Source organism: Pseudoalteromonas sp. Z1A8 (assembly GCF_011378855.1).
Classification (GTDB): domain Bacteria; phylum Pseudomonadota; class Gammaproteobacteria; order Enterobacterales; family Alteromonadaceae; genus Pseudoalteromonas.
On sequence record NZ_WTLB01000002.1, the window covers coordinates 164,591 to 180,043 of the forward strand.

General features: G+C 38.0%; 15 protein-coding genes and 1 other RNA gene. 8 read left to right on the forward strand and 8 right to left on the reverse strand.

Features of this window, described 5'->3' with window-relative positions; translation table 11 throughout:
* Positions 1-28: 28 nt before the first annotated feature.
* Positions 29-352, forward strand: coding sequence for a hypothetical protein (locus GQR55_RS01665; protein WP_166419203.1), 324 nt, complete (start codon positions 29-31; stop codon positions 350-352).
* Between the two features lie 182 nt (positions 353-534).
* Positions 535-1,170: an NAD(P)-binding oxidoreductase gene (locus GQR55_RS01670; protein ID WP_166419204.1), complete on the forward strand. Its 636-nt coding sequence runs from the start codon at positions 535-537 to the stop codon at positions 1,168-1,170.
* A gap of 179 nt (positions 1,171-1,349) precedes the next feature.
* Here GQR55_RS01670 and GQR55_RS01675 read toward each other — a convergent pair whose 3' ends face one another.
* Entirely contained in the window at positions 1,350-2,108 is a 759-nt protein-coding gene (locus GQR55_RS01675; RefSeq protein ID WP_166419205.1) for a sulfite exporter TauE/SafE family protein, read from the reverse strand.
* Between the two features lie 185 nt (positions 2,109-2,293).
* On the opposite strand from GQR55_RS01675, the gene GQR55_RS01680 reads away from it, so the two are divergent.
* The 3 genes from GQR55_RS01680 to GQR55_RS01690 all read left to right on the forward strand — a co-directional run bounded on the left by GQR55_RS01680 (position 2,294) and on the right by GQR55_RS01690 (position 4,878).
* On the forward strand, positions 2,294-3,298 hold the full coding sequence (locus tag GQR55_RS01680) for a YHYH protein (RefSeq protein ID WP_166419206.1): 1,005 nt from the start codon (positions 2,294-2,296) through the stop codon (positions 3,296-3,298).
* A gap of 35 nt (positions 3,299-3,333) precedes the next feature.
* Entirely contained in the window at positions 3,334-3,630 is a 297-nt protein-coding gene (locus GQR55_RS01685) for a hypothetical protein (protein ID WP_166419207.1), read from the forward strand.
* Positions 3,631-3,786: 156 nt separating this feature from the next.
* On the forward strand, positions 3,787-4,878 hold the full coding sequence (locus GQR55_RS01690) for a hypothetical protein (protein WP_346774249.1): 1,092 nt from the start codon (positions 3,787-3,789) through the stop codon (positions 4,876-4,878).
* A 98-nt stretch (positions 4,879-4,976) separates the two neighbouring features.
* On the opposite strand, the gene ssrA is transcribed toward GQR55_RS01690, so the two are convergent.
* Positions 4,977-5,333: a transfer-messenger RNA gene (gene ssrA, locus GQR55_RS01695) on the reverse strand.
* Between the two features lie 263 nt (positions 5,334-5,596).
* Between ssrA and GQR55_RS01700 the strand changes: the two genes are divergently transcribed.
* Positions 5,597-7,222, forward strand: a complete 1,626-nt coding sequence (locus GQR55_RS01700) for a FapA family protein (protein WP_166419209.1) — start codon at positions 5,597-5,599, stop codon at positions 7,220-7,222.
* Here the strand turns inward: GQR55_RS01700 and rnt are convergent.
* The gene (gene rnt, locus GQR55_RS01705) at positions 7,206-7,910 is read right to left on the reverse strand and encodes a ribonuclease T (protein WP_165729160.1); all 705 of its coding nucleotides are present in this window, start codon (positions 7,908-7,910) and stop codon (positions 7,206-7,208) included. The two genes, GQR55_RS01700 and rnt, sit on opposite strands and share 17 nt — an antisense overlap.
* A gap of 202 nt (positions 7,911-8,112) precedes the next feature.
* On the opposite strand from rnt, the gene GQR55_RS01710 reads away from it, so the two are divergent.
* Positions 8,113-8,991, forward strand: a complete 879-nt coding sequence (locus GQR55_RS01710; RefSeq protein ID WP_166419210.1) for an OmpA family protein — start codon at positions 8,113-8,115, stop codon at positions 8,989-8,991.
* Positions 8,992-8,996: 5 nt separating this feature from the next.
* On the opposite strand, the gene GQR55_RS01715 is transcribed toward GQR55_RS01710, so the two are convergent.
* Positions 8,997-9,890 carry a DMT family transporter gene (locus tag GQR55_RS01715; RefSeq protein ID WP_166419211.1) on the reverse strand — a complete coding sequence of 298 codons (894 nt, stop codon included), beginning with the start codon at positions 9,888-9,890 and terminating at the stop codon, positions 8,997-8,999.
* A gap of 215 nt (positions 9,891-10,105) precedes the next feature.
* Between GQR55_RS01715 and tyrP the strand changes: the two genes are divergently transcribed.
* Positions 10,106-11,308, forward strand: coding sequence for a tyrosine transporter TyrP (gene tyrP / locus GQR55_RS01720; RefSeq protein ID WP_166419212.1), 1,203 nt, complete (start codon positions 10,106-10,108; stop codon positions 11,306-11,308).
* Positions 11,309-11,391: 83 nt separating this feature from the next.
* Here tyrP and GQR55_RS01725 read toward each other — a convergent pair whose 3' ends face one another.
* From GQR55_RS01725 to GQR55_RS01740, 4 genes are all read right to left on the reverse strand, one after another.
* On the reverse strand, positions 11,392-12,582 hold the full coding sequence (locus GQR55_RS01725) for an amino acid aminotransferase (RefSeq protein WP_166419213.1): 1,191 nt from the start codon (positions 12,580-12,582) through the stop codon (positions 11,392-11,394).
* A gap of 80 nt (positions 12,583-12,662) precedes the next feature.
* Positions 12,663-13,322, reverse strand: coding sequence for a GAF domain-containing protein (locus GQR55_RS01730; RefSeq protein WP_166419214.1), 660 nt, complete (start codon positions 13,320-13,322; stop codon positions 12,663-12,665).
* Positions 13,323-13,378: 56 nt separating this feature from the next.
* Positions 13,379-15,028, reverse strand: coding sequence for a SpoIIE family protein phosphatase (locus GQR55_RS01735; RefSeq protein WP_166419215.1), 1,650 nt, complete (start codon positions 15,026-15,028; stop codon positions 13,379-13,381).
* Positions 15,028-15,333, reverse strand: a complete 306-nt coding sequence (locus GQR55_RS01740; RefSeq protein ID WP_002962948.1) for an STAS domain-containing protein — start codon at positions 15,331-15,333, stop codon at positions 15,028-15,030. The genes GQR55_RS01735 and GQR55_RS01740 overlap by 1 nt, the downstream gene beginning before the upstream one ends.
* Positions 15,334-15,453: the final 120 nt, after the last annotated feature.

Genomic DNA, 15,453 nt, shown 5'->3' on the forward strand with positions numbered 1-15,453 from the left:
AAAGGAATTTATTACTCAAAGGACTCTAATGAAAACTTTAGCATGTTTAATCATATTGCTATGCACTCTATCGTTTAACGTACTCAGCCAAAACGTCACTGAAATCCCACTTCCTGAAGAGTTTGTTACAACGATGGACGTAGCAAGCGAATACCCAATAGTACGTACTGGTTATTTAACCGATTCAATTTCTGATATCACTCGCTTTTATCAGCAAAAATTAGGTGAACCTTTAAAAACAAATGGCAATAGTACATATCGCACTTTGTTTTATAATTACCAAGAACGTAAAGTCCGTATTAGTCTATACCGCCGTAGTTATGTGACCGAAGTGAGTATAATGATTGACTAAAATGTTCTAAAGAACGCGATAAAAACAACTAATTTTAATGCTCAGTTAAGCATCGTATTTTTATTAAAGTATTTTTTGAAATTAGCTCATTTAAACTCATTTTTACCCTTTAAAAATTATCCCCTACCCCAAGGTCTGTTTGTAAGCACATTACTTTTACTATTTATTGGAAGGAGTTAATTATGAGTAAGACCCTAATTATTGGCGCAAGCGGACAAATAGGTAAAATGACAACTGAGCTACTTTTAGAAAATGAGCAAAATGTTGTGGCATTAGTGCGCGACAAAAATAAGTTAAGCGATTTAAACAGCTCTTTTTTAACTATTGTTGAGCAAGATCTTGAAGGCGATTTTGGCGATGCAATGAAAGGCTGTGACCAAGTAATTTTTGCTGCTGGTTCTGGTGGAAGTACAGGCGATGATAAAACTGTACTCATTGATTTATGGGCTGCAACAAAAGCAGCTACATTTGCAAAAGAGCACGGCGTTAATCACTTTATTATGGTCAGTTCAATTGGTGCAGACGATCCAGATTCGATTCAAGGTGATTTAAAACCTTACTTAGTAGCAAAACACATGGCCGACGAGCACTTAATAAATAGTGGCTTAAATTACACTATTGTTCGCCCAGGTACATTGACTGACGAAAGCGCATCAATGCAAGTAACAACGCAGCGACCAAGTGACCGCTCAAAAGCTAAAATTAGCCGCGAAAACGTAGCCAATGCTTTATTACATATTGCGACTAACTCATTTATTAGCAATCGAATTTTTGAGTTATTTGATGGCGACAAGCCAATTAAAGCCGCTGTTAAATAAGCTTTAATACCAATTTAATTAAACATATGAACAATTATTACAAAGAATATGTAATTCATCGATAAGGCAAAAAATTACAGTATAGTCGCTCTATATCAGTAACTTTTTGGCGCAATGAATTATTTAATCCGCTTAAATAATTTATGTTTAATAAAATTAAATTTACTCCACTAAGCAAATTAGTGGAGTAATATTTTTATACCTTGCCAACCAAGTTGTAGCGTTAATAACGTTAAAACTATCCTAAAAATATGCTTAAATTTATCCCCAGACATCCTTTTAAGTAATTTAATTCCGAACCAAGTTCCTACTGCGCCACTTATTACCATGGCAATTACAAGCGGTATCCATTGCCAAAAACTAAAGCCAACAGCGCCATAAATTATCGCTTTTAATAAATGCTGCACACTCATAATGCTCGAAAACGTTGCCGTAAATTTTAACTTTTCATAGTTATTTATATATAAACAGCTACCAACTAATGGGCCACTTGCCCCCACAAACATAGAAATAAAAGTAGTAATGCAACCCGCGACCATACGCCACACCTTAGAGGTTAATTTTATAGGTGGCGTTTTACCCCACAGTAAATAAATAACAAAAATAGCGACCACGAACTTCATTGCATCAAGCGATATATCATTAATTACAAAACTAGATAACCCCGCCCCTACTAAGCCGCCTAACGCAAAATATACAAACATGCTTTTATCAATATGCTTAAAGCTGAGTAAAAACCTATTTGCATTAGAGCCAAGCTGTACTAAACCATGCACAGGCACAACAACTGCCATTGGCATAAACGACGCCATAACAACAAGCAGCATTAATCCGCCACCAGCACCAAATGCAGCAGATATAAAAGAAGTAAAGCCAGCGGTGATCATTAACAATAAAAACAAAAATAAAGACATGCTGTCAGGAAATAAAAAATCCATAAAACTCCACTGCCTATTTAAGTACTTTCAAGTCGCAGTATTTAATAGTAAAAAAGGTACTAAACACATTTATAGCAACTTTATCAGCCTCTATCTCGTGCTATGTACTATGTTGCGTTGTTTTTGCACTTTGTTTGCACATTTAACAAATATTATACATTCAACTTCATTACCGGATATTTTTGATGAGAAGAATTAACACACCAATTTTGACACCGCTTGCAGTGTGTATACTTGCACTGGGTTTAGCTGCCTGTAACGGTAGCGATGCTGAAAGTACCGTCGTAACTGAAACAACCACCGATGAGGGAACTACAACAGATACTTCAACCGATTTTGTTGTAGAAGTCGACCCTTTTAACTTTGAAAGCGATGCGCTCATTTCATCAATTACCACTCAAACATGTACGCTAAGTAATGGCGATGAAGCCTCATGCTACAAAATTGATATTGCCGGTGCGCCTTCAAATTACGAGATTGGTGTATTTTGCCCTCAAAATATCACCTCAACAGCTGACGAAGCCGGTATTTGGTTTGACGGCACCGGTGAGGTTTACGATATAACCGGAGACTTTATTTTAAATCTACCTACATTATATAACGATAGTCATTGGCAGCTATACGACGAAGGTACAGGCCTTGTAAATGTAACCGACACACAAGAATCGTGTGATGGCGCTGCACGTCCAAACGTAGAAGAACAATACCAAAACCACTGCGTAGAATGCTCTATTGATTATGTTGATGGCGGTATATCAGAATCATTTTTAATTCCAATAACGCCTGTTGCAACCACTCAAAATAGCAGTATTGGTAACGCCAATGTAGGTGTTGCTCTCAATGGTGTTGTACTTGCTGCACCCGCGCCTGTTGAGGCTATTTTAGGCGCATACACTATTGCAGCCTTTGATGATTGCGCTGGCCATATTAACTTAGTAGCAGGTTATCACTACCACGGTGAAGCAGGTTGTAGCCAAACACAAATTCAATCAGACGGTCATGCCGCCATGATGGGTTATGCACTCGATGGATTTGGTATATTTGGCATGCTTAACGAAGATGGATTAGAACCCACTGATTTAGACGAATGTAGAGGCCACACCGACGATACACGCGGATACCACTACCATGCAGCCGATGTATCTGAAAACATGTTTATTGGTTGTTTTAAAGGTGCTACCGCAAGATAACTCGCATTCTGGCCAAACAATTAACTGAGATACTAATGAAAATATTTAACGTGATAAAAGCACTAACCACTGGCTTTTTAATTGCTGCCTCATGCTCAGCGCTAAGTCATGCAGGCCACGGCTCAAATGCGCCTTGGGAAGCATGTGAAGCAAAAGCCATTAATGAAGATTGCAGCTACACAAGCCATGATAGAAAAGCGACAGGCACATGCCAAGCAATGAACAAAGTACTTATGTGCGTTCGAAATAAACCACTTGAAACATTAATAGACAAAGCAACCCAACCAGCAAGTGATCAAAAGCAATCTGTAAAATCACTCGCTAAACGATAAAGTAACAGCTACACGCCAAAGCCTTAACGCTGTTTGTTAAGGCTTTTTTAATCGCAAATCATTAGAAAGCATACCCTTTATCTGTTAAGTTAGCTTTGTGTATCAAATAATAAAAATAAAATTCCAAAAATGGAATTACACAAGCAAGGTACTAACGTGAGCGCTACATTTAAAATTGTTTTTAATGGTCAGTTATATCAAAATACTGACCTTACCTCTGCCCAAGAACAACTCAGCCAACTTCTTAATATTCCTCATAATATTGTTGTTCAGTTATTTGATGGAAAAGCTTACGCTTTAAAAAAAGACTTATCGAGTATTGATGCTGTTAAAACAGAATCCTCACTTAAAAAGCTAGGTTTGATTACTAAAGTAGAACCTCAACTCATTACTGTAATCTCTCAATCTCAAAATAATCAAATAGCACTCACTGAGCACAGTAAAAATACAGATAAACACATTAGTGAAAGTACTAACGACAAAAGTATCTCAATACAAAATGAACGCCTAGATACAGACGAAGCCCCAAATACAGCTGCAGCTATTAAGCAAAGTTATAATAAATATAAACTACTGCGTAACACTTTAAAAAGCGCATTGTACTTTTGCTATTGCGCACTTTGTATTATTACCTTAGTAGGCGTAGTGATCAGTGTTAATGCACTTAAAAACAACTTTGGCACTCTAAATAACACAACTACAAACAACTTAAGTTACCAAAACTATAAACAATATTTGATTGATCAAAATAGCCTAAATCAACCAACACAAAAAGTAACAAACGAGCGAACAGCTAACCCTACACAGCAAAAAAGTAATGAATACTTTAGTCGCTTTTCATCGCTAATAAATAGCTACGCGCAAAGTACAGGACAAGCTGATATAAAAACGATGGGGGGTGACAAATTACAACAGCACCTACAAGAAATAGACGACCTAGGCCCTAAAAATGAATTTTGGCAGCAACTGATACAACTTTCAAAAAGCTTAGATAACGATAAGCACGCAATAGGGATGCTAAACAATACTGATCCCGCCAAAGTACAATGGATAAACGCGGTAGATTGGATCAGCCAAAGCTATATTAGGCAACATCAAAACTCGCAAACTACAAACAACTCTCCTGTCACCACCGATGAGCCAAGTAACCCCATACTTAACCTAACGTTGTTAATAAGTATGCTGTCGTTATTTAGCCTGTTTGTGATTGCAATAAAAATGAAGCTACGCGCTATAAGACATTCTTAAACTTTATTTTATAAATTCCATAAAAAAACCCGCAAATTTGGATTAACAAATTTGCGGGTTTCTTATGGTTTTCGAATAACGAGTTCAAAAACCTTTATTGGTGGAGCTGGGGGGATTTGAACCCCCGTCCGAAAAGCCTCGACCGTCGGTACTACATGTTTAGTATTGTCATTTAATTAACCTTTAAGTCCCGGACAAACACGGTAAATAAAGGCGAGGCCGCTTAGTTTTAGCGCTTCAACCCCGGCCAGGGTTTCCGTCGCGATCAGGTGTTAGGGTGACACTCCAAAATCCAGTCCACAAGAATACATGGAAGGAGCGCTAGCCAGCCTAAGCTGCTAGAGAGTAGTTATCGTCGTTTGCGATTACTTTAGGTTGCGGCTGTTTAACGAGGCAAACCGCACCTCGACATGCACCTTGGGCTTCTTGAATTCCGTCGAATCCTAATCAGCCCCTGAATTAGTAACTCAATTCAGAGCGTGCAAACAGTATAACTGAGTAAAGTACTGATACTCAAGGCCTAGTAACGCTTTATTTTAATTGCATGTGCCAATCGCGCATTAAGTAACCAAAATTTAGTTTGTGCAAGCCTATATAAACATTTACTTAACAATGTGTTTAACCTGTGTTCAAATGAGGAGTTAAGGTTTTTGCTATTTCTAAACCTTTAGTTGTAAAAAATAAAAATAATAACAGGCATAGAGTAGGGAATTAATAAATGTCGGTTTTTTCATTTGATAAAAGTACAGGGTTTGTCTCTTTAGAAAGTCACCCTATTGATAGTGGTTTTCCTGTTACAAGTACTCAGTTAACGCAAATGCTAGAGCAATCTGAGTTTAGTGAGTACGAAGCTGTCATTGCCAATATTGGAAAGCTTTTTGCGCCAACTAAAAATTATCAGGAAGTATCGCTTGTCGTTGCTAGAGCTGTAGGTGCGTCGCTTATCATTAATATTGATGAAAAAAACATGGTCGCAGAAGCAACATTAACTACCGCTAAAGGTGGCGCACTTTTGTCTATGGAAGGCGCGCAAAAAGCACTTGCTGATGCAGGTGTTAAAAAAGGAATAAGTCCTCGTGCGCTTGATACCTTTTTGGGCCAGCAGTTTGAGCAACCAGCAGGAAGCTCTTACAGTGCCATAATTGCACATGGGCGCAATCCAAAAGAAGGCAGCGATGCCAAATTTGTACGTTTATGCTCAACAGCTCAAGACCGAGTACTTAGCCCACAAGCTAAAGAAGGCGGTAAGGTTGATATGAAAAACCTTGGCGCTATTATCACCGTAAAACCTGGCACTCCCTTAATGCAGCGTATTGCAGCTACACCTGGAGAAGAAGGCTATACGGTATTTGGCGATTCAATTAGTGCAAAACCAGGTAAAGATCACCAACTCCAGCCTTTCGAAGGTACAAAAGTAGATCCTAATAATCCTAATATGCTTATTGCCGACTGCAAAGGTGTGCCCGTTGCCCTACCCCGTGGTATGCGTGTAGATGACGTTTTATGCTTTGATAACGTAGATGTAAGTACAGGCCATGTTGATTTTGATGGTAGCGTAATTATTACTGGTGATATTAAAGACGGCATGCGTGTAAAAGCCAACGGTGATATTACGGTACTTGGTTTTGTAGAATCAGGAACTGTTGAAAGTAAAAGTGCGGTAACCATAATGCTTGGCGCAATTGGCCGAAAACGTGAAGGCGAGGAAGCATTTACGTGCTGTATAACCGCTCAGCGAACTATTTCGATTGGTTATGCCCAGTACTGCAACATTAAATCCGAACAAGATTTATTTATTGAACGCCAAGCTCTGCATTGTGATTTAAGTGCTAGGCGATTAATACGTGTAGGCAAAGCAAATGACCCGCGAGGTAAAATTATTGGCGGTAATATTTTAGATGCTATGCGCATTGAAACGGGTGAACTAGGCGCGCCAGCCGGTACTAAAACACGCGTATTTTTAGCGCAGCTCTGGTTTGAGCTTCGCCAAAAGCAAATACAAATCACCGATTTTGAAAAAGTACTTGCGACTAAAGTAACCGCTTTACAACAGGCTCGTGAAAAAGCGAGTAAAATTGCGGGGGCTGCTCAGCGCCAGCAATTCATGAATAAAATAACTGAAAATGAAAAGCATATAAAAATACGCTCTGCGCATATTCATCGTCAAAAACTACTTATTAAGCAAAAAATAGTGCAATTACTTGCCAGTAGCCGTTTAAAAGTAAATGAATTAATGCACCCTGGTGTGGAGCTTAAAATAGCGAAAGATTCTAAACAATTTTCGCGTATTTACCCGCCCCACCTAGTTAAGCTAACTGAGGGTAAAATTACTCAGACGTTTTAGCGTCTTCGTCATTTTTTGTTTCAGTTTCAGTTTCAGTTTCAGCGTCGCAATCATCTAGCGGCGCTAATGGCCAACCACCTAATTGCTGCCAGCGGTTTACTATTAAACAATAAAGCTCAGCTGTACGTTCTGTGTCGTAAAGCGCTGAATGCGCTTGGCTGTTATCAAACTCGATACCAGCCGCTCTACATGCTTTTGCTAATACAGTTTGCCCTAACGCTAAACCTGCTAAAGACGTTGTATCGAAGCTTACAAACGGGTGAAATGGCGTACGCTTAATGTTATTACGCTCTATTGCTGCATTTAAAAAGCCATGATCGAATGCGGCATTATGCGCCACAATAACTGAGCGTTGGCACCCAGCAGCCTTTTGCGCTTTGCGTACTACTTTACATATTTCTTTAATTACTTCATCTTCAGGTACTGCGCCACGTAATGGTGAAAACGGGTCTATACCATTAAAGTCGATGGCGGCTTGTTCTATATTAGCGCCTTCGAATGGCTGAACATGAAAATGAACAGTATGATCTATGCTGAGCAATCCTTCGTCATCCATTTTTAAAACAGAGGCTGCTATTTCTAGTAAGGCGTCTGTTTCTTTGTTAAAACCTGCAGTTTCAACATCAATAACAACAGGAAAAAATCCACGAAAGCGTTTTGCGAAAGGTGTTTGCTCAGTATTTGCCATAGTCTTCTTTGTTTATACGTGTAAGCTGACTATTATGTCAAAATTGATGCCCCCTAGGCTAGGGGATTTAAGTATTTATTGCTTTAAAATTGTAGGCACATAACTTGCTTTAACTTATAAGTTAGTTACGTAGAGAATAAACTAATCATTGCAGTCGTTAATTTGCCAAATTATTGGCATTCCCGGATAGCTGGAGAGCACCATGAAGTATAAGTTGTTATTTATTAGCCTTAGTATAAGTGCGGTGCTTTACAGTACTCACTCGCAAGCCGCTATGCGCCAATACACAGCAACCCAAGACAACTCCAACTGGGAAGTCGTTAAAACAACGCGCTTACAATGCCAATTAAATCATGAAGTTCCTTATTACGGCGAAGCTATTTTTAAAGCTTCAGCAAGTAAAAATAAAAACTTAACATTTAATTTAGATATGGTTGTACGCCCAGATAACTACGCAATTGCAGGTTTAAAAGCAGTGCCACCTACATGGCGTGCAGGATTGCCCGCTCGCGATATTGCAAACATGAAATTACTTAAAAAGTTTGATGGCGAGCTAGGCAATAAAACCGCATGGGAAATGCTTACCGAGCTTGAAAAAGGCTACTACCCTACTTTTTATTATCAAGACTGGCAAAACAGTGCCGATAAAATTGCCGTTGGTATATCGAGCGTAAACTTTAAACAAGCTTACTGGGCTTTTTTACAATGCCGGGATGAGCTACTCCCTTACAGCTTTGAAGATATTTCGTTTACTGTAATGAACTATCAATCTAACAGCAGTAAATTAACTAAATCGTCGCAACAACGTCTTGATAAAATTGCTGAGTATTTAAAAAATGATTCAAGCATAGAGTCCATTAGTATTGACTCATACACCGATAGCTATGGCGGACGCTGGAATAACTTAGATTTATCGCGCAAGCGCGCCAAAACTATAAAAGATTATATGGTGAGCTTAGGTGTTGATGAAGCCAAAGTACAAACAACCGGTTTAGGTGAAAAACGCTTTGTTGATAATAACGATAACATTTTAAGCCGAGACAAAAACCGTCGTTTAATTATTCAAATAGAAAAAATGTAGTAAAGCTAATTTGTGTTTACTTTTTTTCGCTTTAAAAATTTATCACCAAATTGAAAAAAACCTAGACTAATTAAAATAATAACCGCACCAATTATTAACTCTTGGCTTAGTGACTCATTGTTTAGCCAAGCTCCCAAACCTAGCGCAAAGCTAGGAGTTATAAGAGTAGTAAGCGATACCGTACTTGCATTAAGGTTTTGCAGTACATGAAAATATGCCAAGGCCCCTACTAAAGATCCAAATATTCCTAGATAACCAATTGCCCATAATGATTTTGCACTCCAGTTTTGTATATGTAATTCACCATCTAATAACCACCACGCAATAAAAAAGAGTGGAGTTACAAAAACCAATGCACCAAATGTTGTGGCCATTGGATGAATCGCAATCTGTACACGCTTAATCATCACACCACTTAAACTAAAAAAGCAGACCGCCATAAACACATAAAGTAACCCGAGCCCCTGAGTTTGCGAGTTTTGTACTTGGTTATAGCTAACAAAATATAAGCCTATTAAGGCGCACGCTAACGCAATTAATTTAATCGGGCTAAATTTAGGCTCATTTAATAACTGCTGAGCAAGTAACCCCGAAAAAATAGGTGCAAGGCCAAACATAAGCGAAATAATACCAGAAGGGACTGTTTTAGCTGCCATATAGCTCAACAACATACCGCCAAAAATACCTATACTCGAATAAAAATAAAGTAAGCATGCATTTTTGCTCCAAGGCACTCTAATATTTGTAATAGCAACAATTAAGCCGCCCAACAATAACCCCACCAGCATCCGCATTAACACTGCAAGTGTTGGCGATACAGTGTCACTACTCCACACTATACCCAGTGGTGTAGTAGACCATATAAGAACCATTAAAAAATACGATACTCTAACTGGCACGTGCCATCCCTACGCTTTATATGAATGAATAAAACAAAGAATAAATTATACGCTCACCACCGTGTTTTAGTACTTTTTAAACGCTAAAGCCCTTAATAAATACAGTTGTAAATTGTAAGTTACATTTTAATAATGCTCTTTTATTACAAAACTATTTGAGATTTGAGTAACTAGTTATATGGTGCATCAATATTAATAATAATTAAGGTAATTAAGTGCTTAAAAATAAAACAACTGGAAGCATGTTAATTGTTGCAGGCACCACTATTGGTGCGGGTATGTTGGCATTGCCAATTGCATCTGCCGGGCTTGGGTTTAGTACTGCACTTGCATTAATAATTGCTAGCTGGTTACTAATGACCTACACCGCACTACTCATGTTAGAGCTACACCAATATGCACCACGCGATGCAACATTAAATACATTGGCTAAATTATGGCTTGGAAAGCGCGGACAATACATCGCGAATTTTTCGATGATTTTTTTATTTTATGCTTTATGCGCTGCTTATATTGCAGGTGGTGGTGCACAACTTCAAGCGCGTATAAATATAGGCTTTGATGTAGATATAGCCCCACAGTTTGGCTCTGTGATCCTCGCTGTTATTATTGCAAGTGTGGTAACACTAGGCACTAGCAAGGTAGATAAACTAAATAGAGTGTTATTTACAATAAAAATTATTGTATTAGTTAGTTTGTTTTACATGCTTACCCCTTATGTACAAGGTAAGCACTTATTAGAGATGCCCGTAGAGCAAGGATTAATCCTTTCGGCTATACCGGTTATATTTACTTCGTTTGGTTTTCATGGCTCTATCCCTTCTATTGTTAAATATGTTGGTGTAGAAATAAAAGTACTGCGCAAAGTAATGATTGCTGGAGCCGCCCTACCTTTAGTTATTTATATTTTTTGGCAACTACTTAGCCAAGGTATTATGAGTCAAACTGATTTACTCAACAGCGAAGGTCTTAATGGGTTTGTATCTAGCGTGGCTAGTATTGCGCATAACCCAAGTGTGGCAACGGCCGTTAAGTTATTTGCTGATTTAGCACTTGCGACATCATTTTTAGGGGTGAGCTTAGGGTTATTTGATTTTTTTGCTGATGCATTTAAAAAGGGTGACAATAAAACAGACCGAATTAAAACGGCTTTAATTACGTTTATTCCGCCACTTGGCTTTGCATTGTTTTATCCTCAGGGCTTTATTATGGCCTTAGGTTACGCAGCAATAGCACTTGTTGTACTGGCAATATTTTTGCCTGTAGCAATGGTTTATAAACAGCGTACAACATCAAATAAAACAGGTTACCAAGTTAAAAGTGGGAATGTTGGGCTTGGTATAGCAGCTATATGTGGCATCACTATTATTGCTGCGCAGTTTATGCAAATGGCGGGACTTATTCCTGCTATCGGTTAAAGGTTGCTGCTGATTGTTTAAATTTAGATAATAAAAAACCGCACATCATTAGTACTGATGTGCGGTTTTTTTATTAACTGCGTTTATTTACAAACGTCAGCTACAGCATTTGAAAAGTATTCAATATTTGAATGACTAACACCTGCAACATTTACGCGGCTAGAGCCAACTATGTAAATGCCGTATTCTTTTTGTAGGCGAGCAATTTGCTCTTTATTAATACCTAAGAAAGAAAACATACCGTTTTGGCGTTCAATAAATGAGAAGTCTTGAGCAATATCTTTAGTTGCTAAGCTTTCTTTAATTAAGCTACGTAAGCCATTTATACGACTACGCATTTCATCAAGCTCAGAGTGCCACAATTGTGTAAGCTCTGTACTGCTTAAAATAGTATTAACAATGTCAGCACCATGCGCTGGCGGCATTGAGTAAATACTACGCACAACGCTTAGCATTACAGAGTTTGAAATATCTGCTGTTGCGCTGTCTTTTGCAATTAGTGAACATGCACCAATACGCTCGCGGTATAAGCCAAAGTTTTTAGAACATGAAGAACAAATAATTAGCTCTTCTACTGCATCGGCTAAAATACGTAAGCCACGTGCATCTTCTTCAAGTGAAGCGCCAAAGCCTTGGTATGCAATATCAACAAGTGGTGTAAAGCCAACTTCTTTTGCCAGTTCGGCAACCGTGTTCCACTGTGTTTCGTTTAAATCCATACCGCTTGGGTTATGACAACATGCATGCAGTAAAACCACATCACCTTTAGGCACTTGTTTAAGTGTGTTGATCATTTCATCAAACAATAAATCTTTATTTTCGTAATCGTAATATGGGTATTCTTTTACTGTTAAGCCTGCAGCTTCAAACAAGCTAATATGGTTAGCCCATGTTGGGTTAGTTACCCAAACAGTCGCGTCTGTATTACAACGCTTAATAAATTCAGCTGCAACACGAAGTGCACCCGTACCACCAGGAGCTTGCGCGGTACGTACGCGGTTAGCTAGTAATACTTGATGCTCACCTAATAGTAACTGCTCCATTTTTTGGCAGTAATCTAAATTACCCGCTAAACCAATGTAAGATTTGCTCATTTCGTTTTCAAGACGAAACGCTTCAGCTTTTTTAACCGCTTTAAGAATCGGTGTATTGCCTTGCTCATCTTTGTAGACACCTACACCTAAATCAATTTTATTAGGGTTTGTATCTTGTTTATAGGCCGCCATAAGGCCAAGAATAGGATCTGTTGGTAATGGTTTTAATACTGAGAACATTGGCTATCTCTTATCGTTATTTAGGGGTTAGCTGTTAAGCTAAGCTTAACATAAAAGCACATCATATTGACTAGCGTTATTTACACTAGAAAGTGAGGAATTTTAATACAACATGCAATTAAAACGGCAAGTGTCTTTTCATCAAAAAAATCATTTTTAAAGGCTTCTGCATCTACAATACCAACACATTCATTTTGTGCATTAAATAAAGGTAGGCAGGTTTCTGATTTAACTTTAGGATCGCATGTGTAGTATTCACCACCTTGTGATAAATACGCTTCAACGTTATTAATAATGCGACCTTGATGAGATAGCGCAACTTGTACGTTATTACTCCCTGCTGCAAATGCTTGCGTTAAAGGAAACAACGGGCGACTAGGCGCACCATGATAAGCTAATTTTAACAGTTGCTTACCTTCACTTGTATTAGTTGATTGATAAATACCATACCAATCAACGCCTGTTTGCTGTTCGATGTAGCTTACAATACTTTGTAAATTAGCTAACTTAAGTTGTGTTTGCTCATCACCTTTAAGATAGTCAGTTAATTTGAATGGCTCATCTTGTAAGTAACCAAATAAACTACACGCTCCGCCCTCGCCAAGCTCAGGTATTTGATACTCCCAACGCACATCAGGTAAAGTTGAGTTTGTAAGATGCAGATCAAGCTTTTCAAGCTCTGTTGCAATCAAAGTAGGATTAGCACTTAATTGTGCTTGTTTTAGGTAAGAAGAAATCATTTGGCCATCCATACATCTAAAGTTTCGAGAATAATAGCATGGATATTTTTACAGAGCTAGCTCAACTTGTAGCACATTTCAACTTGGTTACCACTGGCGTTATAAGTAACTTTTTCGGCTATTTCTTCTAATAAAGACACGCCTCTGCCAAATTCATTATTAACCTTTGACAACTCATCTTGCTTATTACTAAACCCTCGGCCTGAATCACAAATAATAAAATATAAACTGAGTGTGTCGGGGCAATAGCGCATATCAATAATAATCATGGCATCGGTAAGTTTAGCCAGAGCTGCTTCTCTTAATTCGTAATATCGAAAAAAACCATCTTCTTGTTTTTTAATTTCGGAGTTAAGCCCTAACAAACCATGATCAAGCGCATTGTTATAAGCCTCAGACAACAGTAAAAATATATTAGAACGATGAGCATTTAATCCCTCAACACTGCTCAAAATATTAACGACGTCGTAAACGGGGTCTGTTTTTTTTATTTGCTCTGAGTTTAAACTCAAAGATAAATTAAAAGCTAAAGTAGAAAATGCTTCTCGCTCTTGCTCCTCAGGAACTAAAGGCAGGCAGTTTAGTAAAACAATGCTTAAATCGTCTTGTTGTTTAGTACCATCTGCAAACTCAGTAACGTTAGCCACTATATCTTCACTACTAATCATCGACTTACTTTTTAAGGTTTGCAAAAAACGCTCTTCCCCAAAAAATATATCTTCTTTGTTTGCTGTTTCTATAATTCCGTCGGTTGCTAATACAAGGCGGGTATTACTATTTGTTTCAAAATGAATAACTTCATATTCAAATTCTTGTTCATCTAAAATCCCCAGCGCCATATGCTGTGATTCTAATGTTTGTTTTACATTACCGTCTTTATCTATTAGGTAGGCATCTGGCAGGCCGCCCATCCATGCAGAAACACTTTTACCTGATGCACTAAGCTCTATAATGGTCGCAGCACAAAACATATGCCCAGGTAATAAGTTGTACAATAGTGTATTTAGCTCACAGGCAATATCGTTAACCGCCATGCCCTTTTGTACCATAGTGTAAAACACACGAGAAACCGGTAATGCGCCAATTGCTGCTGCTAGGCCGTGGCCAGTAAAGTCCCCCAGCATGCAATACAAATTACCTATCGGGCTTTGGGCTACTAAAAACATATCGCCGTTAAACATAGAGGCAGGTGATAAATTAAAGTCGAGATACTCTTTAAATTTACCTTGGTTTTCTAGCGAATTATTAAAAATATGTTCAATTATTTCGTGTTCACGTTCAATTTGATTATGATGATATTCAAGCAATTTTTTTTGTTGATTGGCTTTTTTACTCAGCTCTCTGGTGCGGATATGTGCTTTAATTTTTGCATGCAGAATAACTTTTTCAAATGGTTTATGAATAAAGTCATCGCCGCCTACTGCAAGGCAGCGCTCAAAACTTGCTTGATCTTCTAAAGAGGTAATAAAAATAATAGGTAAGTAAACTTCGCTATACAGCTGCTTTATTTTTTCAGCGGCCTCAAAACCATCCATTACTGGCATTAAAACATCGAGTAGAACAACGTCTATTTGCTCTCTTTTAAGTACATTAAGTGCATCTAGCCCGTTATAAGCCACAGATATTTTATAGCCCTCTTGCTCAAGCATTTTACTTAGTAAAATGCGATTGAGCGCCTGGTCGTCAACAATCAACACATGTATCATTAGCTAATATCAAACTTTTTATCAAAACGTGAAATTTGTAGTATTTTTCTAAGCTGAGGTTGGCAATTGCTTATTTCGATGGTTTTCACTTGGCTATCAATGGTTTTTTTCATGTTGAGTAACATACCCAATGCTGAACTATCCATGTAGTCAGTCTCTCGTAAATCGATAATAACCTTTACTGTTTTTTCGCTCATTTGAGCATAAGCTTGGCGAAAGGATTGCACTAAATTAAAGTCAAACTTACCTTTAATTTGTATTGTTAATGTAGTGCCATCGACTGATTCATTCTTAGTTAAACTCATAGTAAACTCCAATAATATTTCCTTTGAACTAAATATAACCTGTTAAAAGTATTTAGCAAAAAGAAAAACACACAACTTCAAATTTGCTATCATTTACGTCAGTATTTAATTCATTTTCAT